Raw genomic sequence first — 25,850 nt, forward strand, 5'->3', positions numbered from 1 at the left:
TAATGTGCAAAACAAAGTCAGCAAAAATCGTTCAAATTCCATTTCGATAAATCTCATCGAAAACTCCCTAAGTCGCAGATGCAGATCCAATTCTTAAACCGATCTCATTATTACCATGTGCAGGTCGTTGTTCCATCGGATGTAAATACCCAGGTCGCTGAGAGACCCTTACAAATACATTGCCGATAGCCGGAAGTGATCGCCAAGACGGCATCGTGAGCAGCATCACATGCATAGGGTTGAGCCGTATTTTTCGCAACGCGAATATTTCCGTTAACATCAAGTTTATCTTGCGGCGTGGAGGTTCCAACACCGACATTTCCAGCAGGAGAAATATAGAACTTTCTTCCGCCGGTTCCGTTATAGACAGTGGATACGGAAAAGGCACCGTTTTGAGTTCCCGTTGCGTTCTGGTCTTCATTGACAAACTCAAAGCCGGCAGACACCGCACCAGTACTATTTCTTCCGATGATTCCGCTGGTATTTCCGACTGTACTGTTCGTGTTATAAAGCACGATATTCTGAGCCCCGGATGATGCAGCGCTGGCTATATCAAACTCTCCCGCCTGTGAGGAGGTGGTGCTTTGTACATGCAAAGGGCCATTGGCGCTATCGGTTCCGATGCCAACTCGACCATTGCGTAAAATGATCATCGCCATCTTTGCCGTTGATTGATTGTAGAACAAAAGAGAGCCGGCCCCACCGAAGTTAGTGTTACCAGTACTAACAATGCCCCACTCCGCGCCGTTGACGACGTTATTTTTTAAACTAAGTCCCGCCCCCGCTCCATCAGCGGCCTCAGCACGCAAGCCCGTGTTCCAGGTTCCCCCACTGACATGAACCAGAGCCGTTGGAGAAGCTGTTCCAACCCCGACATTCCCAGAGGCATCAATTCGCACTCGCTCTGAACCATTCGTTGCAAATCCGATCTGATTGGCGGCGGCACCAAACATACCGGTGTTCGTGTTTCCGCTAAAGGCATAACCCGGTGCTGCCGCAGTCCCGGCACTGGCGGGAAGACTAGAGCCACTGGCTGCGGCCCACTTTAAACCATTGGGCTGCGCTGAGTCTGCGGTTAAAACATAACCATCAGTTCCCACGGGCAAACGCTGATTTGAAGTTCCGTTGCTCACCAATAAGTCCCCCAAACTTGTCAGAGGAGTTAATGCTGACGTGTTGGCACAATCCCAACCATTGGAGGTCCAATGTAAGATCTGATTCAAACTACAATCAAGATGGGTCAGTCCGGCGCCACTTAAACCATCGGTAGCCACCAGGCGATTGATGCCTGGGTTCGCAAAAAGTTTATCAGTTGTTACTTTCCCTGCGCCAATTGTAGGATTTGGATAGGTTCCTGATAAATCCCCTCCCGCACTTCCCGTGGGAGTACGAGCATCACTGAAGCGACCATCATTTCCGGCAGCCACAGTTCCCGCCGTCGTTCCCACGCTGACCCCTACGGTCACCGTCGTGGTCCCTGAAACAGTGATCGGTCCACTGGCAAGAACCGACGAAACCATTCCACTTCCTCCCGCATCGGTCACACAAGATATTGTCGTTCCATTAGAAAACAGAACTTGTCCAACCGAGCACGTCGGAATATTCGACTTCATCACAAAGTCAGTTACAGGATGCGTTCCTAGCTTTTCCGCTGAAAACGAGAAGGCCGCAAAGGGCACCGTGCGAATCTCCGAAGCTGGCGTAATCTGATGCCAACTGCTTCCGTCGTGGAACTGAACTTTTAAAATACGGTGATCACCCGACTTCGAGGTGTAGGGCCCCCCAGAAACACACGAGAAATTTACATCGCCATTATCGAAAGCATCCATTAACTTAAATAGTGGGTCTGCAGGAAACTGCTTCACTCCCGAGCCAATGGCGACTTCAAAAACACCTTTGGAACCGGTCATGTCGATGTTATCGACCTGCTCTTGATAAATTACACAGGTGCCGGCAGGATCAGCGATTTCAAAAAAGAAACTGACGTTATTATACTCCAACGGAGCTCCACTCTGAGTCACTATGCGTCCTTGATAAGTCAGAGAGTCGAAGTTCTTAGCGTTGGCTCTCAAAGACAACATGGCAATTATTGAAATAAGCATGAAGGAAAACGTGCCACCCATAGCATACTCCTTAGAAATGGTAGATGACCTCGCACTTAACACATTAAATGTGAGACATCCCCTTCTTCGGTGGAGATATTTTTAGACTGGAGTATTATTCAGTAACTGTAACGATTATCTGTAGCCCCGAGAAAGATGAAAAAGCCACAGCACTTAGATCGGCCCATTTTGAGCAATATCTAAAATTAAATTTTAAACCAACTGACCGACGAAATCCCTCATTCGTTCGATGGCGCGCTTCATGGTCTCCTCGGAGACTGCGAAACTAAGGCGCATAAAGCCTTCCGTTCCACACTCCACCCCCGGGACTGTGGCGACAAAGAACTTGTCTAAGAGAATATCGCAAAAATCCTTCGAAGTTCGAATCACCCGCCCCTGATAGGTTTTGCCAAGACACGCTTTGATATCAACCCAGAAATAGAAGGCCCCTTGGGGTTCAGCCACCTTAAACTGTGGAATCGTTGCCAACTCTTTCAGCCCCGAGTTTTTTCGTGCGATCAATTTTGCCACGACACCTTGAATATCCCCTTCGCTATTTTTTAGGGCTGCCATCAAAGCATATTGCGCGATACTCGACGGAGATCCGGTCGATTGACTTTGATAGTCCGCCATCGCCGTGATCAACTTCTCAGGTCCCGCGGCCCACCCAATGCGCCAACCGGTCATGGAATAGGCCTTGGAGCCTCCGTTCACAAGAACCGTGCGATCGCGCAGATCAGGGGCTACCTGCAAAATATGCGGCGCTACTTTTGAACCATCAAACACCAGTCGATTATAGATATCATCAGAAATAATCGCGACCTGGGGGTGCTTTCTTAACACTTCCGCCAGGGCTTTAAGCTCTTCCGCGGAATATTGCAATCCTGTCGGATTACTGGGAGAACAAAACAAAAAAGCTCTGGTCTTGGCATTGATAGCTTTTTCAAGTTTTTCAGCGGTGATCTTGAAATGCTCAGTCTCTCCACACTCAACGATATGAGGAACGCCATCGGCAAGTTCAATCATCGTGGGATAGCTGACCCAGTAAGGAGTCGCGACAATCACTTCATCGCCAGGTGAGCACAGCATCTGCAACGCCGCAAAGATAATGTACTTTGCCCCGGAGGCGACCGAGATCTCTTTGGGAGAATACTGAAAACTCAACTCTTCTTTAATTTTTTCACAGATCGCCTTACGGAGTTCAATCGTTCCACTGGCGGGAGTGTACTTGGTAATTCCTTTTTGAATTGCCTCAATACCAGCTTCAGAGGGAGCCTTAAATGTGGCCCAGTCCGGCTCCCCCACCGTCAAAGAGATAACATCGTGCCCTTGCGCCGCAAGCTCCTTGGCTTTTGCAACTAGGAACAAGGTTGGTGACGTTTTCAGATTCTGAGCTCTCTTTGAAAGTTGCATAAACTCACTCCCTTACTTTTTATTCTTCTTCTCTAGGGCTTCGATAACGATATCAGGAACCAGCCCCTTTAAGGCGCCGCCATTCACTGCCACCTCTTTCACTCCCCGAGATGAGATGTAGTAATACTCAGGACTTGCGAAAACCAAGAGCGTTTCGATTTCCGGCGCCAATTTTTTATTCATGTTCGCCATGGTCATTTCATATTCAAAGTCCACAACCGCACGCAAACCACGCACAATCACTTGAGCACTGACCCTCTTCATGTAGTCGACGGTCAAACCTCCGAAAATATCCACTTTGACATTCTTTAAATGGGATAAAGATCTTTCGATCAAAAGCTTTCTTTCTTCAGCCGAAAACATGGATTGTTTCTGAGAAGACTGTGCCACTAAAACAACGACCTGATCATAAAGAGGAGCAATTCTGTTGATGATATCCACATGCCCCATCGTGATAGGATCAAAGCTGCCGGGGTATACTGCAATTTTACTCATCTGCTTCCTCTCTTTTTAAGGCGCTCTCATGGCAAAACATATTGAGATACTTATCGCCATAGTCTTTACGATCATAGAGCACCAAAGATCCATAACACTCTTCCATGCGCTCTTTTTTTTCTGATTCAATGGCCATCAGTGTGTGTTCGGCCAACGCCCCACTTTGTCCTGCGGCTTCCATCACGAAGTGAGCCATTTTCTCTGTAAAAGGAGGATCGGCAAAAACGATATCAAAGGGTTCTCCTTGATACGCTTTCAAAAATCCTAACACGTCCATGTTGATAATTTTATATTGTGAAGCCGGAACCTTGAGCTTCTCAAGGTTCTGTCGTGTGATTGTCAGTGACTTCGGGTTCTTCTCTACAAAGGTGCAGAAACTCGCCTCTCGAGACAACGCTTCAATCCCCAGATTTCCAGTGCCACAGAAAAGATCGACAACCTTGGCACCTTCAATTTGAAACTGCAGCTTATTAAACAAGGTCTCTTTCACGCGATCCGTGGTCGGGCGAATATGGTCCGCCTTAAAAGCCACCAACTGATGTCCACGATATTTTCCCGCAATAATTCTCATACCAACAAATCCTCCGCCATCTTCACGACGGCGAATATATCTTCGAACGGCTTAGGCACAAATAGATTGGCCCCCATCTCTTGGGCCGTCTGCATATTGTGCTCTCCTGAAAAGGCCGATATCAAAATAACTTTGGCCTGATTTTCGGAACCGATCTCTTTTAAAACTTCGGGACCGGTCATTCCCGGCATCAAGACATCCAAGAACACCAAGTCGGGTTTCCAATCCCGCCATGACTGCAGTCCTTCCGTGCCATTTAAAGCTTCCAGAACCTCATAGCCTTTGCTTTTTAAAGCGCGACTGAGAGAGCGGCGAACCAAAGCTTCATCATCCACGATCAGAATCTTCAAATCTTACTCCGGACTTCTTTGCGGGAGCACAATAGTGAAACAGCTTCCATGAGGTTCCACGTTATGAAACTGGATGGTGCCCCCAAATTTTTCAATAATAGACTTAGACATACTTAACCCAAGACCGGTTCCATGTCCTTCTTTTTTTGTCGTAAAAAAAGGCTCAAAGATGCGCCGTTGAATTTCCAATGGAATACCAGGTCCCGTGTCTTGAATCTCCAAGAAGATATTCCCCTTCTCTGCTCTCGTGGAAATCTGCAAACTTCCCGGGTCCTTCATGGCCTGACAGGCATTGTTAATCAAATTGAAAACCACCTGCTGCAGAAGATGCGGCTCTACGTAAACACTCAATCCCAGCGTCTCAAGATCCACGTCCAAACGATGGGTGCGCATGGCCGACTTAAGCATTGGAAGTGTCCTCTCAACGATCTCGTCAACACTGACATACTCCGATGGTTGATCTTCACCCTTAGAAAAATCCAAGAGGTTTTTAATAATTCTCTGGGACCGGGCCGTCGCCTTTTCAATCTCAATGAGATCTGCCCGCAAGTTTCCATCCTCCGGAGCCTCTTGCAACAAAACCTGAGTCAGCGCCCGCAAACCAGTCAGCGGATTATTCAATTCATGGGCAATATTACCGGCCAACATTCCAATGGCACCCATCTTTTCACTTTGCAACATTCGCAGATAAAGCTCACGAGACTGTGTGATATCCACATATTGATTCACAACATTGGTGGGCCGACTTCCCCGATCCAACAATACGGGATAGCTATGCACTTGATACACACGTCCCTCCACCTGAATCTGTCCCGCCTGAGGTTCACCCTGCTTCATCGCATGAGGAACAGGACAGCCGTCGCAGGTCGCTTTTCTATGCGAAAAGCTTTCATAACATTTATGCTGTAAAAATTTGTCCGAAAACTTTCGATTGGCTCGAACCACATTGTAGTCCACATCGACAATGGCAATGGGATCTCGCATTCCATCGAAAGTCTTTTCCCATCGATACGAAAAGCTGGAAAGTTGATTTTCCAAAAGAACACGATCCAAAGCCATGCTCAAAGGCCGCATCCGGTCGCCGATGAAATCAACAAAAGGACCCATCTCTTTATCTGACAAAGAATTTTCAATACACAAAATCGCTTCCGCTTCGCCACCGACGAAGTGACTGGTCAAGCGAAGCTCTAAAGGCACCATGTACGCTTTGATAAAAGGACGCCCAAAATGATTGGCAAAATAGCGAATCAACTCAGCCGTGGGTACTTGGGCCGTCTTCGGAAATTCATAATACTGTCGCGATTCCGTTTGCGTGAAGTGACCTAAATGGAAGCTCATGAAGAATGTTTTATCTCCACCCAGACGGTAAGCTAAAACGGGATCTCCCATCTTATGAAATTTACGCAGCTCCTTACGTAAGATCCCCAAAATATCTTCAAAAGACGTCTGCGTAGCCAGATCCTTGATAAAACGAAGCAATTGCCTTTCGCGATTCAGCTTTTCACTTTCCTCATGGTGAGACATCTCAATGTACTGAGTTCGCTCCTCAACCATTTCCTCCAAAGAGTGAGTCAAAGCTTCCAGCTGTTTATTTTGTGAGGACGACTCCCTCAGCAACAAAGATCGAGACAAAAACATCGAATGTCTTTGCAGGGCGCTCTCAAGCTGCGCCCACACTTCTCTTTCACTTAAGGGCCACCGCATAAAACGAAACACTTGAGCCTTGTTGATGCCCTCGCGCACCTCTTGCTCGGTGAGATCCTCTGCAATCATCAGACGTGGGGCCATGGGCTGATAAAGACGGGCCTGAACCAGGAACTCCAAAGCCTCGCCGGCTCCCAAATCCTGGACTAAGATCGAGGAAAATTTCTGGGTTTTTAAAAGAAGAAGGGCCTCTGCACAAGAGGCCCTAAAAACAATCTCCACTTCCCTTTTTTGAAAAGGAAAGAAATGAGGAAGTCTAATTGGCGATACGTTTCCGACCCATAGAATGGGATCCAGCTTGTTCGGAATGGAAATGAGATCCGGTGTATTCCCCATTAAGTGACTTCTCCAAGACCCGCAAATGATCCAACCACATTTGCAGCATATTGTTCAAATCATACTCTAGGACATCCGCTAAAAGAACAAAATCCTTATTTTCCAATGCGCGCAAAGCCTCTAGCACCGTTTTTTTGCTAAACTCTTCGGTCTTGTACCAATCCCCTGGACTGGAGCCCAAAAATTGATCCCCCATCGTGGTCTTGATCGTGAGGGTGCTATCAATAAGGACCTCACAGTTTTGCACTAAATCGTGAATGGGCTTAAGAAGCCCGCTCAAACCTTGCACACGCATTCTTTGCGCTAGACTTTCCGTCTTTTGAATCAACTCCGGCAAAGCCTCAATCCAGCCGCGCAAAACAATGCCTGTTAGATCCCGGCTATTTTCCGTCAGGTACTCCAAAGTTTCGATTTGCTCCAATGTTACTTTTGAAAATCGAGCTTCATCTTCCTCTGCGATCTCTAAGCCGTTAATAATATAACGACACACGACTTGATTCGTGGAACGAAGATCTTGCTCAATGTCACTGAATACACGTCCTAAAGCGATATTCCCGTTATAGAAATTTCGCAGCTCCTGTCCCGTCACCTTAAAGCGTTCCATCGCCCACCTCCTCATCCTTGAGAGCCTCATGAGGAATGTAGACATGAAGATGGCGCGCAAGACGCTCATGCACATTCAAAGCTGCAGTACAAATATCCTCGAGAGTGCCAGGACCAATGCGGGTCTTTTCCGCCTGATACCAGCTAATAAGAGGACTCAGCTCGGGAACCCACTGGCTAATATTTTGAATAACTTCTTCGGCTCGGTCCAATAAGGGACCGATAAATTCCAAACCTTTGCTAGGAATCAAAGCAATTTGCTCCATTGCAAAGGTATTAATTTCATTAAGCTTCATCGCCCCTTGCAGAATCTCCATTTTATCGGCAACGGGATATTTTCCACCCAAATACAATGCTTGAACCAATTCCCACTGAAAGCGCTCTGAAGAAGACTCCACCTTGTCAAAGCTTACCAGACCGCCAGCTCGAATAATCAACTCGGGCGCGACCTCGCCATCCAAAAGAAGTGTTAAGACTTCTCCCAGTCTTTCAGGCACAAGGTCCATTTCAGTTTCCACGCGATAGATAAAACCCAAGGTTGCCTTGGGACCTGTCTCCCAATAATTCACATCACCCACACTCACGTTGAATGTCGGGGTGTCCGTCAAAGATGCCATGTGAATGGGAGCACTGTCGCAGCCAATAAGAACATCGGCCCCTTTTATAACGGCAAACAAATCACCGATTTTGGTTTGGCCGACGAGGTTTACAAACGACATCCCTTTGACACCATTTTGAATCTCAAGGGCCCAAGAGGCTTCGGCATTGGCCCCGATCAAAACGATCGGCAAGTCTGCATATTTTTTTTGAAGCTGCTGAAGGACCCTGATCCACGATGATGGAGACAAGGACTTCTGCCGCTCACTTGCGCCCACATGCAAAACCAAATAGCGCTCTGGCAATTTTTGAATTGCACACGGCAACACTGGAGCCGCCCAATCCGACTCGACATACTGAACGTCAATCATTGAGGCCAGTACGTCAGCCACATGCACACGATTTGGTTTTCCCAAGCCGACCTGAGCATAAAAGTAAGCGCTGATTTCATCAGAAAGACACAACGACCCGTCGGCAAAGCGAGTGTATCCAGAGACCCGGGTATTTTCAGTTGTCAGCGCATGAGTCAAATAACTTGAGGCAGGAGAAAATGTAAAATTAATAATCCAATCAAATTCTTCAGCCCGCAGGCCGTCTACGAAGTGATCTAGTCTCGCCAGTGACGTTTCAATGTCTGCGTCTTCCTGCACGAGCGGGGACAAAATCGTACTGGTCGACATTGTCCAATGTTTGTTGATGGCATCTAATCCTTCCACCGCGCCCTCGAAGCGAGGTCGCGTTAGAAAATGAATCTCTGCTGTGGGATAAGTCCGACGCAAAGCCCGCAAAGCAGGCCAAGTCATATAAATATCGCCCAGTCTAGCGAGCTGTATTACTAGAATTTTCATTTTTAACTTGTTCCTTTACCAGTTCCTTAAGAAGCTGCACTCGTTCTGCTTCGCGATTATAGCTCTGCGTCTTCAAGATCTCGCTGTAGGCCTTTTCCAGCCTCTTCAAAGCCACCGATAGATAGTTGTCCAATTCCTTTTGCATAATACACTCCTTCCGTGGAGAGAGATTGCAAGTGACGAATAAAAGTTTCTCGAATCGTGAGCAGTTCTTCGACTTCCATTAAAGCCGCGTGCACTCGGTCATAAATTTGTACAGGCTGACTGAAGCGCGACAACAAGGCTTCCACAAATGTTTGGAAGTATCCTGCTTCATCTTTTTTTGATTTCAGAATATCTTGGGCGCATAGAATTAACTCCGAAACATCGGAAGACTGAAAGGATCTTTTCGCAGCCAAGACCTCGCGAGCCGGCAACACACTCTTGGCTTTTTCCAACCAAGAGCGATAGCCCAAAGACTGTTGCTCCCATGAAGGCAATACTGCGTTTAAAGCTGTCAGCGACACCTTACTTAAGAGTTCCCCAATGGCCTCACGATAGAAGGGCTCCACGTCACTTCGGGCTTTATCCAGATAGAGGCTCCAAACGGCTCGCTCCAAAGTCTGAAACAAATTGCGCTCAAGAATTTTTTCCCCGCTCAACTGATCCCAAACGGCGGCAAATACTTTCTCTACCGTAACATCCTCAGCACACAGATGACTATTCTGCGAACAAGCCTGCGAATGAGAACACGGTGCACAGGCCACCTCGCCCTGTATGATCACAGCCTGAGACGAATACGCTCCCGTCTTCAAGGGATCGCTGCTGCCAACGGCAATTTCCACAATAGGGGTTCCCACTTGGGCCGCCATGTGTTTAATACTGGTGTCGCCAGTCACCAAGAGGTCGGCGTTTTGCAAATGTTTTCGCGCTTCAGGCAAATCGCAGATAAGAAGGTCTTTTTCGGAAAAAACTTTAAGAAGTGTTTCTCTTTCAAATGAGGCACCCAATACACAAACTTCATAATCAACTAAGGACACTTCAATGGTGCGTTTTAAGTCAAAATAGCGCTCCAGGCCCCAATTCTTTTTTGAATCACTGGTCAGACATTGCAGCAACACCAGTTTGTTCTTTTTTCGAGAAGCGGCTAGAGGTGTTTGCGCAGGAATATCAAATGCTTTTCCCAAAAGTTCAACATAGTGAAATAGTGATTTTTGACTTCCCGAAAAACGATCATTGAAATAGCGAAGCCAACGGTTGGAAAGCCCTTTAAACCGTCCTTCTTCTTGGTACAAACCTCGCTTCTGAGAAGCCTGAATAACACCCATCAAATAAGCGCTCAGTTTATTGTGCGTCAGGTTGATCGCCACATCGTAAGATTCTTGATTAAGCTCACCCACAAGCTTTTCGACTTGGGTATAAGACCAAAGAATATTGTAAGACGACTCCCCTAAGCCCTTCTGCAAAGCCTCACGATCAAAATAGATATATCGATCAACAGCGCCCTCAAGAATCTTTTCAACACTGGCGAACTGTCTATTCAAAAGAAGATGAATCTCCGCCTCCGGATGTTTTTCACGGAGACCTTTAAGTAATGGAGCCTGCTGGATAATATCGCCCAAACGAAGAAGGGAAAGCACCAGAATTTTCATTATTTCACCAACTCACCCAAGATACGAAAAATTTGTTTCTTTTCTTCAACCATTGCAGAAGCTTCAACCACTGGAATAATATCTTTGATCGACAACAACTTATTAGGCTCAAGGTACAAAGCCTTAATGTTGATTCCAAACTCCTCAAAGTGATATTTCACCGATTCCAAAGTTCGTCCCGTGAGATGAGCAAAAACCTGGGAAAAGAATGAAGTCTGCTGACCCCAACATTCACGGAAAGACAAAACATAAGACCGTTGATTGAGGACATCTTGAAAAAAATCTGCTTTAAAAAGATCCTGATCTTCTTGCACCACAGCGATATTCACGCGATCTGCCAACTCTGGAAACTGCGAGCGAAATACAGGAATCAATGCTTCTCGGGACTCCACCACGGTGATTTGAAGCTCGGGATCTATATCAGCCAACGCGGCGACATGAAATCCGGAGCCCAGACCAACCACGACAACATGAGGTGTGGGAATAGCACCCAAGGAGTAAACCCACTTTAAGCCTTCCGCTCGAGGATCTCTCAACGAGGCCAAAGCCTCTCCTTCTTCAAAGGGAATCAATGAGGACTCATGGTTTTCAGAAAAAGTAATCATCGACATATTAAGCAACCGTCTGTGCAGATAAGATTTTCTTTTTGAGCTCACGAACTTCCTGATGAGAAGGATTCCACAACAAAACTCGCTCCATCTCGATAAGAGCTTTGTCCACTTGCCCTGACGTGCAGAAAAGATTTATTAAAACTAAGGACATATCCTCATCCTCTTCTACGGAAGAAATATAGGTTTGAAGAGCTTCGATAGCCTTCTGAAGCTTTCCGTCGCGAAGCCCCCAACTTGCTGCAAGGTGAACGGCCGTTCTATTCTGAGGATTGATATCCATCGCCGTTTCAATATTGGCCCAAGCCAAATCGCTATCGCCGAATTGATTGTGAACCATCGCAAGTCCCACCCAAGCTTTGTCGTTCTCGGGATTAATCTCAACTGCTTTGCGGAAGCAATAAAGAGACTTATCGAAATCATTTCTTTGTACTTCCAGTGTTCCGAAGTTCACCAACAAAACATCCGACTGAGAGTTTAGCGTATAGGCTTTATTGTAATATTCCTCAGCGCCGTCAAAATCGCCCTGGCGAACAAAAATATTGCCCATGTTTTTATAAACTTCAAAGAGATGCTCATTCTCTTCCGTCAGAACTGCCAAGGCCTCGTAGTATTTATCCAAGGCTTCTTGGTCCCGGCCTAACTTATAAAGAGTCGTCGCATATCTACCAAGAGATTCGAAACCATAATCCACTTGCGCCAAAGCTTTGCACACAATCAAAGCCTCCTGGATACGAGATGCTTTTTCTAAGCACGTCGCTAAAAGACTCAAGGTGACCGGATTCTTAGAGTCCATGTTACTTGCCTGACGAAGTAAGTTCATGGCCAAAGGATACTCTCTGTGTTTCATCAACACTTGCGCATTACGAAGATAGGATGTTACGCGAGGATCAACGGCAGCTACTTCTTTTTCGGATTGCGACTCCGCCTCAAAATCGGCGATCGCCTGTTGCGGGTCAAAATAGATTTTGCCAGAACCTTCGTTTTGAGATTCGGGCCTAGAATTTATTCCAGAAATTTCACTGGACCTTTGAACGATCTGATTTTCCAACATCTGAATATGTCTCCTCGAAGAATTCTTAGGAGCAACACAGATGCCAAGGGTTCGTTTTGTGTTTTATTGGATCTGAAGCAAGTTAAGCCAGGAGTTTGACTCTTTCGCCGAACTTGCTGTCATGATTTTGTCAGGAATATTTTTCCTAGACCTCTTCGTTCAAACGATTTTGAAAGGTCTTGGTTTTATATCCGCCAACTGCTTTACGGTTGCGACGAACTTCCTGCAATTCTTTGATGATCGAATTTTTCGCCATCTCGATGCAAGCCAAGACCTGGATGTCTTGTTCAATGATACGAGCAACGTATTCATCCTTAATATCGAGGGCTTCCTTAACATCGCGACGGTCTGTCTCAGAAATAGTCCCCGCCTGAGCCACTTCCGCGTGGGCTCTTTCAATTTGTGCGTCGACGTACTTAAGAACATCCAAAATTCTTTCGCGCGTTTGATAGAAGTGCTCTAGATTGTCGAACTGCCCTTGAGCAAAATTCGCAAGTTCTACCTCATTTAAAGAGTAGAACTTTTCGAGGTAATGATTTTTTTCGTTAAGCAAGGTGATAATTCTTGTCATGTTCCCTCCGTAGGAATTTAGCCCACTTTTTTATCTGTGTTTTCTGTTTTTAATTTTTCAACTGCTTGAACCCAGCCGTCATAAAGCGTATTCAAAAGCTTTAGGTTGGCCTGAAGCGGCTCCACGGCGCCAGAGATATTGGCCTTCGTGTACTGCTCCATCATGAACATATAGAGTTGCTCCAACTGAACCGCAACATCACCGCCAACCTTGTGATCCAAGGTGTTGTTCAGCTCCATAATGATATCGAACGCACGACCAATGTTCATTCCGCGGTCGGCGATCTTCTTTTCTTCGATAGCCTTAATTGCAAGCTTGGTAAATTTGATGGCTCCTTCATAGAGCATCAAAAGAATTTTCTCTCGGCTCGCACTCTGCACTGACGTCGTTTTATATTTCTGATAAGCATTCTTGTTCATAGTCCCTCACCTACACACTTCAAAAATAACTATTTTATTGCCCTTTTGGAGCCATCGCCGCAAAGCGGGCCTGTTGAGCCTGCATGTCCGACATCTTTTGTTCCAAATCAGCAAACTTTCGGCGCAAACTGTCTTCTTTTCTTTCCAGTTGACGCTCTTTAGTCTCAATCCGGCCATTCACTTGATTGATACGATCTTGCAGACCTTTTTTTCGATTCGACAACACGCCGAACTGTCCGTTCATCAAGTTGCCGATCTCTCTTTTCAATCCCGAAACAAAACCGGTATTAAAACCATCACCGCGAAAAAATGCCGCCACTCCCTGAGGATTGGCATTCAATACTTTATTGAACTTATCCTGGCTGAAATTCAAAGTTCCGTTTCTATTGAATTCGATCCCCAACTCTCCAATACGACGAATGGGGGTCTCTACGCCCACCTGAGGATTAAGGATCACTCGGCGCAAAGAGTTCTCAATCGTGCGCAACATGCCGTCGCCACCCAACGGACCCAGACGAGGACTTTTGCCCTCACCGGCCTGTAGCTTACTTTGCTTCTGGATGAACTCGAGGGCCGCATTGTAGGAATCAACGAAACTTTTAATCTTTCCGCTGATGACCTCTAAGTTCTCCTTCACGCTCATGCGGATCTCACGCCCTGGAGCCGCAGACTTTAGATCCAACGTCACTCCCGGAATTAGATCCGTCGACTTATTGTCGGGTAACTCGATCTCAAACCCATCCACCTTAACTTTCGCATTCTGAGCGGCCCGAGATTGATCGAAATACATATCCTGGTCACCATCCAAAAGATAAATCTTGGGAAAGGTCACCTGCTTGTCATTTCCTGTCGCTAATCCTGAAATCAAAAGTTTAAATGGGTTCTCACTGTCTTTTCGATCTTCCAAGACTTGAGCCTTCAATCCCACGTTGGCCGCGTTGATTTGTTTCATCACGCCCTCCAAAGTGGAGTTGTTACCATTAATATAAACTTCTTTTTCTCCCTCTGGCGTATTGAACTTGATGTAGCCTACGCCAATCTGAGATTCATCCTTATCGGGAAATCCATTGGAAATCGCCGCAGGCTTTTGCGCCAACTGCACCACTTCGATGGAGTATTCTCCAGGGATTGCAGTCTGCGGATCCACCTGTCCTTCGACGACGTTAGGATCACCACTAACAAACTTCTTATCCATGAATCCGCTGGTGGAAGTCAGCTCGCCTAGATTCTTGGTGATATCACTCACTTTGCTCTCTAAGTCAGTCACCAGCTTGAGTTTGTCCTCTTGCTTAGTTTTCTGAACTTCCATTTGTTTCACAGGAATCCGTTCAGCATCCATGAGCTGATCGACGATATTTGGTGGTAAGCCAGAGGCCATGCCTGTGATACGAATTCCTGCCATGAATCCATTGTGTCAAAATGATTCACTGACCGTGAGTCAATTAAATGTCTCTCGAAAGGGCTAGCAGAGCGGTTTTTCGCTCTCAGATGCAATTAACCCCGCAGGGATTTTGACAGGAGGTCATTTCACTGGACGTGAATCTAGGAAGCAAATGCTGGGAACTTAAAAATAATTAAGCAGAACGCTTCAGCAACTGTCCTCTGGGAGAGTTATCTGTAGGTAAACTCCACAGTTCCAACTCGGGAATTCGTCGAATCACCGCTCCCAAATTATCTTTGACGATCACAAAGCGCACTCCATCTTCATTCTCAAGATGGACGGTCCACTTGTGTTCTTTCATAGCGGGAAGACTGCGCAGGTGCTCCATGGCTCTTTCGAGCTGCTCCTCTGTCATCGGTTCTCGCTGCTGCTGTTGTCCACTGTAAGTTTCTTGCCCGTTGGCATCGCGATCATGGGTCTCATCGGACTTAATGGTCTTTCCAATGGTTTCGACGGAGCGAACCTCAGTGTTGGGAAGAATGTTAGGGATAAATCCTTTGATATTCATACGAGGTTCTTATCGGATTTCTCGTTATGAAACTTAAATGCCGGACTAAAGTAAAGCCTTTGATAGACTCTTCCCCCGCGAAACCACTTCTGAAGATTTCTCTAGAGGAGAAAACGTAGTACCCCAGGAAGACATAATCTTCCTGGGTAGGTTGGTACCGAGAGGGAACGGAGGTGCCCTCTCAGGTAAAACTCTTTATTTCTTAATCAAATTAACCAATCAATTTCAATGCTGCGTTTGGCATTGAGTTCGCTTGCGCCAAGACACTGGTGTTGGCTTGCAAAAGAACTTGGTTACGTGTTGCTTCTGCAGAAGCTGCTGCTACGTCAGTATCGCGGATACGAGAGTTCGCGGCAGAGATGTTCTCATGTTGAACACCCAAGTTGTCGACTGTAGATTGCAATCTGTTTTGAAGGGCACCGAGACTTGCACGGTAACCATTCACTTGAGACTGAGCTTTATCGACTTGCTCCAGAGCATCTTGAGCACCCTCTTTAGAAGAGAAGTCAAAACTTGCAATTCCCAAAGAGTCGATCGTTGCGTCAGTTTCACCAGCGTTGAAGGAAATTCTGTCAGATTCAGCGTCATTATTGATACCTACTTGGAAATCAAATTTGTCGCCAGAACCATCAAGAAGTTTAGTAGTACCAAAGCGAGTTGTTTGCGTGATACGTTGCGCTTCTGCTTTTAATTGTTGAACCTCTTTATCGAGGAAGCCGCGCTCCGACTCACCTACTGTATCAGAAGATGCTTGAACACCCAATTCTCTCATACGAGTCAGGATGTTAGAAATTTCACTCAAACCACCTTCAGCAGTTTGCACCATTGAGATACCATCGTTGGCGTTACGGCCAGCTTGACCCAATGATCTGATTTGCGATTTCAAGTTTTCACTGATCGCCAATCCCGCAGCATCATCAGCTGCTTTATTGATGCGTGAACCAGATGCCAATTGTGACATTGATTTACTGATATCGCGCTGAGAGTTAACCATAGTTCTCTGAGCGTTGATCGCAGATACGTTAGTAGAAATTCTCATTCCCATTTGGGACCTCCATTATGCGGCCGCCTTATACCTACTTAGGCAAGCCTGTTGTTACTTGTTGGTGACTCCACTTTTGTCTGGGCTCCCTGCAAGCGAATTCTCATTTGGCAGTCACTCCATTTGAGGTTCTCAAGAGCTTTCGACTTGGTTTCGTCGTTGCTTGTGACATACCTTTCGGCGAGGTCTTGGAAGGCTTTAGTCGGGTCCTGCAGAACTAGACCATCATCCAGCCTAAACTAGACTTACGTAGTGAAAAACAGACCATAAACCAGCAAATTCCAATACCAAGGTCCAGCCCCGACCACCGTCCATCCCGACCTCCGAAGGTGCCTGGTGACTTTTTCTAACCGGGGTGCGACACAAAAGCGCCGATCATCGGATTACGAACAGCTCTCTTTTCAATATTTGGGAATGATGGTGGTCTTCGTGTTGCATTCACAACGGGCATGGGCCGAAAGATATTTGTTTGTAATTCAGAATTTCCGTATCACATCACTGCTCGATGTATTAATCGCGATTGGTTTTCACAAGACCTTGAGGAAGTTTGGTCGATCATGACCATGCATCTCCACTTTGTGCATCTCGCCTACGGATTACGTATTCACGCATTCACACTTATGAGTAATCACTTCCATCTCATCGTCAGAGCGCCGGAAGGAAATTTAAGTTCAGCAATGCGTTTTTTTATGGCCGAATCCGGAAGGGATCTCCGTTTGCTAAGTGATCGGCTCAATGTCACCTACGGAAGTCGATTCCATCGAAGTCTACTTACCGACCCGCTCTACTATCTACACGCATATAAGTATGTGTATCGAAACCCTGTCGAAGCAGGACTTTGCCAGCGAGTTGAAGACTATCCCTTTTCAACCTTGAAAGGTCTGATTGGATGTGCGCCGATCACGGTGCCCATATTGGATGATTTGAATTGGACGACTGCGGAGTCAAAACTAGAAACACTAAAATGGTTAAATACCCGACCAGATAAAGAATGTTGGGGGGAGGTTCAGAATGCTTTAAGAAAGGGAGTGTTTAAATTGCCCAGACACAACTCTCGCCCATCTTGGCTTGAAGGTAATGCACTGTAGACAGAATAAGTCACCAGGCACCTTCGAAAATCCCCGGGAGCAGGGGCTCCCGGGGTGGGCTTAAGACGAGGAGTATATGTGGGCGACCCCTCTTCTCGAAAGAGACCGTATCCCAGAACAGGTCCCTTCCGACATTCGTATATAAAGTGAATGTAAAGTCTTAAAAAATTATACTAGTTTCAGAGCCACGTTTGGCAGTTGGTTCGCCTGTGCGAGGACTGACACTGCCGTGTTCTGTAAGATACTCGCTGAAGCCATCTCTGCTGTTTCTTTCGCGATATCTGTATCGCGAATGCGAGAGTTCGCCGCTGACAAGTTTTCATAAGAAACATCTAAGTTACTGACCGTCGATTCCAGGCGCGATTGCATTGCACCGAAGTTCGCTCGCAATGAACCCACCTTCAAGATCGCTTCATCCACGGCCTCCAAGGTGTCCCGCGCGTCACTCTTATCTCCGACGGCGATTCCTGAAATACCTAGCGCACTGGTCGTCGCATCGGCATCAAAATCAAAAGAAATAATATTTTCCTCACCACCATACGCTCCCACATGGAACTCAAGTTTTCCGCCACTTCCATCCAGAAGTTTCGTGTTACCAAATGTGGTCGTCTTCGCAATACGGTCCGCCTCTTGGATCAACTGCTGAGCTTCGTTATTGAGGAATCCCCGCTCGGTATCACTCACAGTATCTGATGCAGCTTGCACTCCCAATTCGCGCAGACGAATCAAGATATTCGACATCTCACTGAGTCCGCCCTCACCCACTTGCGAGAATGAAATCGCGTTGTTGGCGTTGTTTCGGGCGGCTGCGATACCTTTTAATTGTCCTTTAAAGTTTTCTGAAATCGCCAAACCGGCGGCGTCGTCGGCGGCGTTTACGATGCGAGACCCTGACGCCAAAGCTTGCGCCGAATGTTCCGCTCGTTTTTGTTGTTTAGATAGCACACGTTGTGCTGCGATAGATGCGGTGTTGGTAGCAATTCTTAAGCCCATAAGAACCTCCTAAGGGATTTAAGATCACTGCCGCTGATTTGTGTGGAATTTAGATTGGACCAAGGTAGCACCACTTACCTTTAGAACATCCAGAATCCCGTCAACGTCCCGTGATCGATTGTTTGTTTTTACTAACTCTTAAAATTCAATTTTTTAAATTTAGGTTGGAAAGGTCCCTCGGGATCAGGGTGACTGTCCCGATCTTCGAGGGCCCATTGCCGACGGAGGTATTTCCTTTGAGGAGCTCTCTGGGGAGAGCTTTTTTGGAGGAGGTCCTAAGCCGCAACTTTTCTTCCCAACAAGTAACAGCAAACTATTCGGACCATGGTCCAGAAAACTTTAGGGCTTAGGTCTAGGATTTTTTACCTTGACGCGTCTAATTATTGATTTTACTGGATATTAAGGTCTAAAAATTTTTACGACTAAGGTCCAGGAAGGCCTCGACCAAGGCCGTGAAAGCGATGTTTTATCAAAGACTTATGTTACACTTATTGGATCCCTAACGACTCTGAACCGAGAGAAGATTCATCCCCGCTGTTGAGGGCGATGCCATCATCACTCTTTGCACATACTCAGTCAGAGGCTCTTTCTTCACACGCTTCTCATTGTCGCTACCATCTCGAGAAGCCCCATTGCTTGCGTGAATCATGTAAAGCACACCCTTCTCACGAATCAAAAATCCCTGATGAGAAACATCCAGTTTTGTTCCAATGGCTTTTTTGAGATCCCAACTCGGTCTCACCACATGAAAAATCGCTCCCGAGGGAATGCGCTTTACCAGATCCGGATTTGCCAAGAGATCTTCTTTGGCGACATAAGGAATCTCCGCCAGCACCTTGCCAAAGTGACGGCTCAAGTGTTGGTACCCTTCTCCCTTAAAACGGAACCACTGATCCTTCTCGATCCAGGTTTGTGACCATTTCGTCTGAGCTCCCGCAATGGCCCCCGTGATATCTTTCACGAATCCCGCGTGGGTGTTATTCGGAATCCAGTCGATGCTAGAAAAATGATTGCGAGTTTCATAGGACACTCGACCATCTTTATAGCGAATCTGATCTATCGTGCGACGAAACTCCTCAGGGCTTTGTGACAAAGCCAATGCTAAAACCGTCTCCACAAATGTCGTGCAATCAAATCCGTCAAAGCGATAAAGAGGTTTGCGACTGAGTTCTCCACTCTCCCCCTCACCCAAAGGGTCCACAAGATAAGGACTTTTTTTCTGCAAAAACAATTTAGAGAAATATTCAATACGAGATGCGTTCGACGATGTGGACTTCGCCGTCCACTGACTTTCCAAAGAATTTCTATACAGCAAAGACAAAGCCTCTTCCGTTTGTGCGCGAGAAGGCTCTTGGACAGTGGTTTCCACCGCCAAAGCCAAAGATCCCATCGGCATCAGGCTGGCCACTATCACGGCCGCCAGAAGAGATTTTTTCATTCCACACCTCACACGTGCAAATTCGGACTCACAAACACTTAAAACTGATTGTGACAAAAAGGTCTGACCTCATTTTGATTCACTAAAAAAAGTTTCTGCTCTAATTGAGCTAAGAAATCCAGGCGCGCCTTTGCCAGCCCCTCCTGGCCGGATTGTCGAACCTGCAATGGAGCATTCAAAATCAAGCGAACGCTTTTCACCTTCGGGTTGTCGAGCATCACCTTCCAGAAATCCTTTATAAACACCTCTTCCGGATTTTGAATAAACTCATTCGCGGCATGACGGATCTCCAAAGTTTTGCTGCTCGCCGACGTCAGGGCCACTCCATCAAGATTTGTATAGACCCCTGCAGAGGAAACCGGAACCTCGATCAAAAGCGCAGGCAAAAGATCCCTTTGAAACGCCTCCTGAATCAGTCCTGCCAACCTTTGTTGTTCTTGGAAATTGATCACGTCTCTTTTACTCAGTTTTTCATGGAAGGCCACAAAGTCATATCGACTAGAAAATGAAGGGTCCGCGTGGCCCTCAAAGGCCACAACCAATAACACTAGGATGGATAAGAATATCTTTTTCATTGCTGTTTCCTCGCGCTCCGATTGATACAAGTTTGGTGCCGCAATGATGGAAACGACAGCGCAGAGCGACTCAAGACGCTCCGTTAAACATTTAGGCATAGCCCCAAATTGTCACCCTAGCGAAGCCTCCTTGTCTTCCATCAAGGAATCCAGAACCTCTTTAAGAATGATCGCATGGTTGATCTTTTCATCGTGAGCCGCATACAACAAAGTGACATTGTGCCGACGAGCGCGCTTCGAAAGATCAACAAGTTTATGAGAAGCCTCGACACTCCTCAGTTCCTTTTTATACTTAGTACGGAACTCCGAAAATTTGCCTGGGTCGTGAGCAAAGGCCTTGCGGATTTCTGTGCTGGGACAGATCTCCTTCGGCCACTCATCAAATTTCAATTCAGACTTTTTCACACCCCGTGGCCAAAGGCGATCCACTAAAACTCGGTAGCCATCTCCCCTGCTCTCGGCTTCGTAGACACGTTTGATTTTGACCATACAAACCTCCCCAATAATTATAAATTACGAGGATAGAAAGGCCGCCACAGAATCCCAATACATTGTGAATGAACAAGAAAGCCTCCGCCCCCTCGTATTATAGAGTAAATGCTCTATGAAATAATTCGGAATTATCTTGACGAAAAACAGAGAAAATCAGTTCTATCGGGCCACGATTCTCTACACAGGAGGGGTCTCTTGAAAAAATCAATCTGCGCACTCGTCAGTGCCTTTGCATTTCTTAGTTTATTTAACACCCAGCATGTCCTCGCTGAAGAGGTTACAACGACCTCCACACAGGCCGGACCATCATGGGTGTTCACTTACAGCTATTACAAATACTCTTTGCAAGGTGAAAACACCGCCAACACACGCATCTATAAATTCGATGCCTCCACCGTAGATCTTCACCTGGCGACGGCCACATGGCTCTACAGCCCTCAATGGACTTTCTTGGCATTTGCTCCGTACATCAAAAACATGGTGGAGACTATTTACGAGCCCACTCCTGCCGGGCTTAACTTCAAAACACGCGACTATACGGAAGGTTTAGGCGACATCCGTTTGATGGGTCTAAGTCCTCTGTGGGCTGAGGAAAGACACCTTCTGATGTATGACATCAGTGTCACTCTCCCCACGGGAAGCACCGATGAGTACTTCACCTCTGCTCCCACACAAAGAGCCGCTTACAATATGCAATTGGGTTCAGGCACACCAGATCTGATTCTTGGCTCCACTTACAACTACAGCGTTGATCAGTGGGTGTCTTCGGCTCGTGGGCAAATCACCGTGCGTGGAGGTAAAAACGCCCGTGGTTATGCCTTCGGCAATGAGCTTCAAGCTCACCTCAACAGCAAGTACCAACTGACTTCTTATTTCAATCTTGGCGCACAATTAAGCTATAAAGCCCGCGGAGCGATTGATGGTCACGACGATAAGTATGAGCGTTTCAATAACTATGTTTCTCCCGTAGACACCTCGATCCGCGGAGATGGCCATCAGTACTACCACGCTCCTCAGATCTCATGGGACGCCAGCATTTTAGCTAAGTTACAAAGCCCTAACTATTCGCGATATTCCGCAAGCCTTGAGGCCGGAATCCCCTTCTGGCAAGGTGCCATCAACAAAGATGACATCCGCCTGGACATCCAATACTGGTTCGCGGCCTCCTTAAACGCCGTATTCTAAAAGCCCAGTGAAAGAATGACACTCCCTGAAGGCCCCTGATTGACAGGGCTTTCAGAGGCTCCTAGAACGACCTCTGAACAAAAGTAGGAGGTCCTATGATGAAATCTCTCGCCTTTTTTCTGCTCTTCGGAGCCCTGTCGGCACAAGCGACCGTCCTTTCCCCAAGCTCTCTTGAAGTGCGCTTCACCTATTCAGCAGAATTTCAAACCAGTGACTCTTTGGATCCCGTAACCTTGGCGGACTCTCACGCCCAACATCTCTTTGGATATCTACAATCCCCCTCGATTGTTTCTTCCTTTGGAGTCAACAATCGCACCCTGGGAGTGGGAGCCCCTCGGCTCCCGTTAAGTTATGAGATTTTAAAAAACAGAAAGTCTTCAGGCATTCGCACCATTGCTTATAAGGTCTCTGGAGTTCTCCTTTTAAATAAAAAGGCCGCAACAGAGCTTCTTAAAAAGGGCTCTTGGCAAATCACTCTTCCTGCAGATCTCGACAGCTTCTATGATGAGAAATGCACCGATGAACACTACTCGGGTTATGGTGACTTCTGGTATTTCTATGACCCCTTCCGCAAAGGTTGTGAGTTTCTTCGCGAGTCTCCTTTGGCATCACCTGTGACTGTCACAATATCTCCGTTGAAAAAACAAATTGAAGATGCCGATTCCGCCCTCGAAGAAGTTCGCGGGGACAACGGGAACGGAGAGCTCTTTCAAATAACGACGATCAATGGCTTCTCTGAAAGTGCTCGGGATAAAATGGATGACGGTCGGCTTAGCTTTGACGAAATCAACAACTGGCTAAGAGGACTGGGTTTTGAAGAAACCATCATCGCCCGCTACCTCAACCGCCCGGTTCACCAATTCGATAAGAGTGTTCGTAAGAGTGATGGTTCTGTTGTTCATATCCGCGTGACTCGTCTTCTTGCCGAAACCGCCATAGCCAGCAAGAATGTCACCTTTGCAAAGTTCTTTAAAAACGCCGTCAAGAACGCCGACGTCATTATCTATGCAGGTCACTCAGGTCTTGGCGGAAATCTTGATATCGGGTCTTTGGAAGAAAAAACCGGCCCCTTGGAGTTCAACGCAAGTAAACGCCAGATCTTCTTCTTTGATGGATGTTCAAGCTATTCGTATTATCTTTCAATGTTCGAAGAACAAAAGACCAAGGGAAAGATCGATATTTTGACCAACGGTCTGGCCAGCTACTTCTCGTATGAGGCCCCGATTCACAAGGCCTTCTATAGACAGCTTTTTAAGGTGAACGACAATCCAACCTGGAACGAGATCCTCACCGACATGGAGAAGCCCCTCCGAGGCATGACTTTCATGCTTAACGTTGGTTCTCTTTAAGCCACGATTCAAGTTCTGCGCGGCCCTGCCAACGAAGGGTCGCGATGCTTTCCGCGGAGCGAACCACCGCAAACTGGACAGAGCCTTGGCGAGGTTGAGACGCCAACAAACTGATGGCACTTGCGTAAATTCGCGGCTGATCCGACGGCAAGATATGCCCCGCATTTTCCACGACCAGAACACGAACCGGCTTTCCGCTGGCCAAATAGCTTTTCACGGCCTCAATTTGATTTTTTAAACGCTCTTCATTTTCTTTGCCGGCAAAGACAAAATCACGAGTGCGTTTTTCTGAGTCAAATTTCCATTGTGTCAGATCAAAATCTTCTACCGCGCGGGCGATCGTCACATACCCCGCCTTGATATCGGAAACACGAGGATTCTCACCGTAAAACTCGGGGTCCGCTTTTAAGTTCTCATCAACCGTTTTGCTCCAATGAGTGGTGTAAGCCTGATCGCGGAACTGACGAATCCAAATCGGAGCCATAAAAGGATTGAGGCGCAACCAGTTCTCCCATAACTCCGCATTTTTCGCAGCCTCCGGATTGGCCTCTGTGGCCGTTCCCAAAGGAACTGTTTCAATGACGTGAGGAAACAATTCGGGATCTAAAAAAGCACCCACTGAGGAACTGTAAGACAAAGTGACTGGAATGCTTTTCTTAACACCCAAATAAGCGACCAGCTCTTCAATGTCCTTTGCAAACTCTTTAGCACGAGTTCGATTATCCAAAACAAAATACGGCGTTTCAGAGCTCTTCAGCCCCTGAATCGATAAGGGATGCGCACTTAAAGATGGCATAACTAAATTCCAACCCAAATCAGCTAACATGCGCACGGAACGGTCGGAGGAGTTCAAAGAACGATTCACACCGGGAAGAAGGATCAAGGTAGGAGCATCCATTTTTTGAAAAATAGTTTCGTAGGCAATCACCTTCCCAGGCCCCAAACGAAGATGTCGGATCTCGGCCAAAGAGAGGGAAGAAACAAAAAGAAGTGAGAATAAAAGAACCCATTTTTTCATCATAACTTTACCCTGCCACGAAATAGAATTTCTACGTCGCCCGAGAGTTAACAGAGCCACTCCAAGAACGCAAAAAAATTATGTAGAATGAAAACTCTAAAGGGCCCCGTCAGCCAATACCGACTTTTTAAGGCCAGGATAATTGCGGCGCTCCCGTGCGGCCCGGGCTTCTTCCTCAGTTGCCAGACGGAATTCAAAACGATTCTTAGGGTCGCCAAAGCCCAAACGAGCCAGGGTGTTTTGCTTCGAAAGATGATCATAAAAGCCAGTGAAAAAATCAAAACGATCCGCCCCTACGACTCCGCCCCCTGAGTCTCGAATGATGACAAAACCATCATGCTCCTCTCCGTTAGGCATCACGGCCCCGACAAGGCGAGGAATAAAAATGACATCACCCGCTTTATAAAACTTCAAATCGGCGGCGGCTGAAAAATAGGGGTCCAAGCAGCTATTGCGAACCCCATATCCATAGGGGCACACATTCAGGTCCACCTCAACAAATCGAGGCAGACCCTCTTTTGTTGAATGGTAATTGTAGGAAGTGATGTTCTCTCCATCATCCACAAAGCAGGACCCCTGCATGAGACACTTTTTATAGTCACTTTCACACAAGGTCACCAAGGTGTGCCCCTCCGGCGAAAGAAGATCTCGCAATGTATTTGCGGAACAATGAGCCTGCTTCTGATGAATAGTGGGCTTGTAGTATATGGTGGGGCTCATAGAAAGCCCCTCAGCATCTTTAGATACCGCACAAGATGAAAGGAAGAAGGGAAGCAAAAGAATTGCGCGGGCAAACCAAGTCACTTTTTATTCCTCCTTTCCCCCCTTTATAGCAAACTTTGCCCTCTAAATCCGGGGAGGTAGGATAAATACAAGCTCTCATTGCAAAGACTTCATAGATGTCAAAGCAATGGACAGGGACTTACGCTCACCCCGTGATTAATTCGCAGGGCAGTTTAGAATAAGTCCCATTTTTACAGGACAGGAGAACAAGTAATAGTCTTTCTGTGTAAACACGGCCTGCAGCATCTTATAGGTTTTTTTATCACAAAAGCTCAGCTGAATAGTTCCGCCCTGAGCGATCGGATAATAATCAATAGACTGAAGACCTTTAACGTCACCAAAAAGAGATACCACAGCCTCCAAGGCTGTCTGTTGATTTTTTTCATCACAGATCTCCTCGGCAAATGTGACTGCCGAAAAGGACTGCACCATCAGAAAAAGGGCCGGAACCAAAACTCTACGAAACATAAAGACCTCCTCTTTTCGACCTCCAGACTTAGGCGGGAGGCCACGGACTGTCAAGAACCAGAGCCTCGCCCTTCACGATACTGATGTCGACCTCTTGGAGGCTCAAAAATAACCACACTTTCGTACATGAGAAGGGCGTCACTCAGCCAGCCGAGTCATTCGACACTG

General features: G+C 46.8%; 25 protein-coding genes. 2 read left to right on the forward strand and 23 right to left on the reverse strand.

Translation table 11 applies throughout. The features are described from left to right. Positions 1-110 precede the first annotated feature (110 nt). The 20 genes from ACM64D_RS05570 to ACM64D_RS05665 form a co-directional block, all read right to left on the reverse strand. Positions 111-2,123 carry a hypothetical protein gene (locus ACM64D_RS05570; protein ID WP_415062201.1) on the reverse strand — a complete coding sequence of 671 codons (2,013 nt, stop codon included), beginning with the start codon at positions 2,121-2,123 and terminating at the stop codon, positions 111-113. 192 nt (positions 2,124-2,315) lie between these two features. After that, positions 2,316-3,515 (reverse strand): pyridoxal phosphate-dependent aminotransferase, encoded by a 1,200-nt coding sequence (locus ACM64D_RS05575; protein WP_415062202.1) that lies wholly within the window; start codon positions 3,513-3,515, stop codon positions 2,316-2,318. 12 nt (positions 3,516-3,527) lie between these two features. After that, on the reverse strand, positions 3,528-4,010 hold the full coding sequence (coaD, locus tag ACM64D_RS05580) for a pantetheine-phosphate adenylyltransferase (protein ID WP_415062203.1): 483 nt from the start codon (positions 4,008-4,010) through the stop codon (positions 3,528-3,530). After that, positions 4,003-4,581 (reverse strand): 16S rRNA (guanine(966)-N(2))-methyltransferase RsmD, encoded by a 579-nt coding sequence (gene rsmD / locus ACM64D_RS05585; RefSeq protein WP_415062204.1) that lies wholly within the window; start codon positions 4,579-4,581, stop codon positions 4,003-4,005. The genes coaD and rsmD overlap by 8 nt, the downstream gene beginning before the upstream one ends. Next, positions 4,578-4,931 (reverse strand): response regulator, encoded by a 354-nt coding sequence (locus ACM64D_RS05590; RefSeq protein WP_415062205.1) that lies wholly within the window; start codon positions 4,929-4,931, stop codon positions 4,578-4,580. Before ACM64D_RS05590 ends, rsmD begins: the two co-directional genes overlap by 4 nt. A 3-nt stretch (positions 4,932-4,934) precedes the next feature. Next, positions 4,935-6,857 carry an ATP-binding protein gene (locus ACM64D_RS05595; RefSeq protein WP_415062206.1) on the reverse strand — a complete coding sequence of 641 codons (1,923 nt, stop codon included), beginning with the start codon at positions 6,855-6,857 and terminating at the stop codon, positions 4,935-4,937. Between the two features lie 34 nt (positions 6,858-6,891). Next, a complete protein-coding gene (locus tag ACM64D_RS05600) occupies positions 6,892-7,575 on the reverse strand; it encodes a hypothetical protein (RefSeq protein ID WP_415062207.1) in 684 nt (227 codons plus the stop codon). Beyond that, positions 7,562-9,019, reverse strand: a complete 1,458-nt coding sequence (locus tag ACM64D_RS05605) for a glycosyltransferase family 9 protein (RefSeq protein WP_415062208.1) — start codon at positions 9,017-9,019, stop codon at positions 7,562-7,564. The genes ACM64D_RS05600 and ACM64D_RS05605 overlap by 14 nt, the downstream gene beginning before the upstream one ends. A 56-nt stretch (positions 9,020-9,075) precedes the next feature. Further along, positions 9,076-10,650, reverse strand: coding sequence for a glycosyltransferase family 9 protein (locus ACM64D_RS05610; RefSeq protein WP_415062209.1), 1,575 nt, complete (start codon positions 10,648-10,650; stop codon positions 9,076-9,078). Continuing rightward, on the reverse strand, positions 10,650-11,255 hold the full coding sequence (locus tag ACM64D_RS05615; protein WP_415062210.1) for a hypothetical protein: 606 nt from the start codon (positions 11,253-11,255) through the stop codon (positions 10,650-10,652). Before ACM64D_RS05615 ends, ACM64D_RS05610 begins: the two co-directional genes overlap by 1 nt. 7 nt (positions 11,256-11,262) lie before the next feature. After that, a complete protein-coding gene (locus ACM64D_RS05620; RefSeq protein WP_415062211.1) occupies positions 11,263-12,312 on the reverse strand; it encodes a tetratricopeptide repeat protein in 1,050 nt (349 codons plus the stop codon). A 145-nt stretch (positions 12,313-12,457) separates the two neighbouring features. Next, positions 12,458-12,883 carry a hypothetical protein gene (locus ACM64D_RS05625; protein WP_415062212.1) on the reverse strand — a complete coding sequence of 142 codons (426 nt, stop codon included), beginning with the start codon at positions 12,881-12,883 and terminating at the stop codon, positions 12,458-12,460. Positions 12,884-12,900: 17 nt separating this feature from the next. Beyond that, complete coding sequence (gene fliS, locus ACM64D_RS05630) at positions 12,901-13,302, reverse strand: flagellar export chaperone FliS (protein ID WP_415062213.1); 402 nt, start codon at positions 13,300-13,302, stop codon at positions 12,901-12,903. A gap of 34 nt (positions 13,303-13,336) precedes the next feature. After that, a complete protein-coding gene (gene fliD / locus ACM64D_RS05635; RefSeq protein WP_415062214.1) occupies positions 13,337-14,704 on the reverse strand; it encodes a flagellar filament capping protein FliD in 1,368 nt (455 codons plus the stop codon). A gap of 172 nt (positions 14,705-14,876) precedes the next feature. Next, positions 14,877-15,251: a hypothetical protein gene (locus tag ACM64D_RS05640; RefSeq protein ID WP_415062215.1), complete on the reverse strand. Its 375-nt coding sequence runs from the start codon at positions 15,249-15,251 to the stop codon at positions 14,877-14,879. 211 nt (positions 15,252-15,462) lie between these two features. Continuing rightward, positions 15,463-16,296 (reverse strand): flagellin, encoded by an 834-nt coding sequence (locus ACM64D_RS05645; RefSeq protein WP_415062216.1) that lies wholly within the window; start codon positions 16,294-16,296, stop codon positions 15,463-15,465. 1,253 nt (positions 16,297-17,549) lie between these two features. Next, positions 17,550-18,374 carry a flagellin gene (locus ACM64D_RS05650; protein WP_415062217.1) on the reverse strand — a complete coding sequence of 275 codons (825 nt, stop codon included), beginning with the start codon at positions 18,372-18,374 and terminating at the stop codon, positions 17,550-17,552. A 499-nt stretch (positions 18,375-18,873) separates the two neighbouring features. Then, entirely contained in the window at positions 18,874-19,812 is a 939-nt protein-coding gene (locus tag ACM64D_RS05655; RefSeq protein WP_415062218.1) for an N-acetylmuramoyl-L-alanine amidase-like domain-containing protein, read from the reverse strand. A 38-nt stretch (positions 19,813-19,850) separates the two neighbouring features. After that, positions 19,851-20,486 carry a hypothetical protein gene (locus tag ACM64D_RS05660; protein ID WP_415062219.1) on the reverse strand — a complete coding sequence of 212 codons (636 nt, stop codon included), beginning with the start codon at positions 20,484-20,486 and terminating at the stop codon, positions 19,851-19,853. A 12-nt stretch (positions 20,487-20,498) separates the two neighbouring features. Next, the gene (locus ACM64D_RS05665; protein ID WP_415062220.1) at positions 20,499-20,876 is read right to left on the reverse strand and encodes a DUF488 domain-containing protein; all 378 of its coding nucleotides are present in this window, start codon (positions 20,874-20,876) and stop codon (positions 20,499-20,501) included. 198 nt (positions 20,877-21,074) lie between these two features. Between ACM64D_RS05665 and ACM64D_RS05670 the strand changes: the two genes are divergently transcribed. Continuing rightward, the gene (locus ACM64D_RS05670; RefSeq protein WP_415062221.1) at positions 21,075-22,064 is read left to right on the forward strand and encodes a hypothetical protein; all 990 of its coding nucleotides are present in this window, start codon (positions 21,075-21,077) and stop codon (positions 22,062-22,064) included. 95 nt (positions 22,065-22,159) lie between these two features. Then, a complete protein-coding gene (locus tag ACM64D_RS05675; protein ID WP_415062222.1) occupies positions 22,160-23,413 on the forward strand; it encodes a hypothetical protein in 1,254 nt (417 codons plus the stop codon). Here the strand turns inward: ACM64D_RS05675 and ACM64D_RS05680 are convergent. The 3 genes from ACM64D_RS05680 to ACM64D_RS05690 all read right to left on the reverse strand — a co-directional run bounded on the left by ACM64D_RS05680 (position 23,394) and on the right by ACM64D_RS05690 (position 25,682). Next, on the reverse strand, positions 23,394-24,434 hold the full coding sequence (locus tag ACM64D_RS05680; RefSeq protein ID WP_415062223.1) for an alpha/beta hydrolase: 1,041 nt from the start codon (positions 24,432-24,434) through the stop codon (positions 23,394-23,396). The genes ACM64D_RS05675 and ACM64D_RS05680 overlap by 20 nt on opposite strands. 93 nt (positions 24,435-24,527) lie before the next feature. Continuing rightward, the gene (locus tag ACM64D_RS05685) at positions 24,528-25,235 is read right to left on the reverse strand and encodes a murein transglycosylase (RefSeq protein WP_415062224.1); all 708 of its coding nucleotides are present in this window, start codon (positions 25,233-25,235) and stop codon (positions 24,528-24,530) included. A 135-nt stretch (positions 25,236-25,370) separates the two neighbouring features. Then, the gene (locus ACM64D_RS05690; RefSeq protein WP_415062225.1) at positions 25,371-25,682 is read right to left on the reverse strand and encodes a hypothetical protein; all 312 of its coding nucleotides are present in this window, start codon (positions 25,680-25,682) and stop codon (positions 25,371-25,373) included. Positions 25,683-25,850 lie beyond the last annotated feature (168 nt).

Source organism: Bdellovibrio sp., from assembly GCF_047637665.1.
Classification (GTDB): domain Bacteria; phylum Bdellovibrionota; class Bdellovibrionia; order Bdellovibrionales; family Bdellovibrionaceae; genus Bdellovibrio.

Excerpts from the sequence above, each read along its gene's own strand:
- ACM64D_RS05570 (WP_415062201.1), bottom strand. The coding sequence starts at position 2,123 with ATGGGTGGCACGTTTTCCTTCATGCTTATTTCAATAATTGCCATGTTG.
- ACM64D_RS05575 (WP_415062202.1), bottom strand. The coding sequence starts at position 3,515 with ATGCAACTTTCAAAGAGAGCTCAGAATCTGAAAACGTCACCAACCTTG.
- coaD (WP_415062203.1), bottom strand. The coding sequence starts at position 4,010 with ATGAGTAAAATTGCAGTATACCCCGGCAGCTTTGATCCTATCACGATG.
- rsmD (WP_415062204.1), bottom strand. The coding sequence starts at position 4,581 with ATGAGAATTATTGCGGGAAAATATCGTGGACATCAGTTGGTGGCTTTT.
- ACM64D_RS05600 (WP_415062207.1), bottom strand. The coding sequence starts at position 7,575 with ATGGAACGCTTTAAGGTGACGGGACAGGAGCTGCGAAATTTCTATAAC.
- ACM64D_RS05605 (WP_415062208.1), bottom strand. The coding sequence starts at position 9,019 with ATGAAAATTCTAGTAATACAGCTCGCTAGACTGGGCGATATTTATATG.
- ACM64D_RS05610 (WP_415062209.1), bottom strand. The coding sequence starts at position 10,650 with ATGAAAATTCTGGTGCTTTCCCTTCTTCGTTTGGGCGATATTATCCAG.
- ACM64D_RS05615 (WP_415062210.1), bottom strand. The coding sequence starts at position 11,255 with ATGATTACTTTTTCTGAAAACCATGAGTCCTCATTGATTCCCTTTGAA.
- ACM64D_RS05620 (WP_415062211.1), bottom strand. The coding sequence starts at position 12,312 with ATGTTGGAAAATCAGATCGTTCAAAGGTCCAGTGAAATTTCTGGAATA.
- ACM64D_RS05625 (WP_415062212.1), bottom strand. The coding sequence starts at position 12,883 with ATGACAAGAATTATCACCTTGCTTAACGAAAAAAATCATTACCTCGAA.
- fliS (WP_415062213.1), bottom strand. The coding sequence starts at position 13,302 with ATGAACAAGAATGCTTATCAGAAATATAAAACGACGTCAGTGCAGAGT.
- fliD (WP_415062214.1), bottom strand. The coding sequence starts at position 14,704 with ATGGCAGGAATTCGTATCACAGGCATGGCCTCTGGCTTACCACCAAAT.
- ACM64D_RS05640 (WP_415062215.1), bottom strand. The coding sequence starts at position 15,251 with ATGAATATCAAAGGATTTATCCCTAACATTCTTCCCAACACTGAGGTT.
- ACM64D_RS05645 (WP_415062216.1), bottom strand. The coding sequence starts at position 16,296 with ATGGGAATGAGAATTTCTACTAACGTATCTGCGATCAACGCTCAGAGA.
- ACM64D_RS05650 (WP_415062217.1), bottom strand. The coding sequence starts at position 18,374 with ATGGGCTTAAGAATTGCTACCAACACCGCATCTATCGCAGCACAACGT.
- ACM64D_RS05655 (WP_415062218.1), bottom strand. The coding sequence starts at position 19,812 with ATGAAAAAATCTCTTCTGGCGGCCGTGATAGTGGCCAGCCTGATGCCG.
- ACM64D_RS05660 (WP_415062219.1), bottom strand. The coding sequence starts at position 20,486 with ATGCCTAAATGTTTAACGGAGCGTCTTGAGTCGCTCTGCGCTGTCGTT.
- ACM64D_RS05665 (WP_415062220.1), bottom strand. The coding sequence starts at position 20,876 with ATGGTCAAAATCAAACGTGTCTACGAAGCCGAGAGCAGGGGAGATGGC.
- ACM64D_RS05675 (WP_415062222.1), top strand. The coding sequence starts at position 22,160 with ATGATGAAATCTCTCGCCTTTTTTCTGCTCTTCGGAGCCCTGTCGGCA.
- ACM64D_RS05680 (WP_415062223.1), bottom strand. The coding sequence starts at position 24,434 with ATGATGAAAAAATGGGTTCTTTTATTCTCACTTCTTTTTGTTTCTTCC.
- ACM64D_RS05690 (WP_415062225.1), bottom strand. The coding sequence starts at position 25,682 with ATGTTTCGTAGAGTTTTGGTTCCGGCCCTTTTTCTGATGGTGCAGTCC.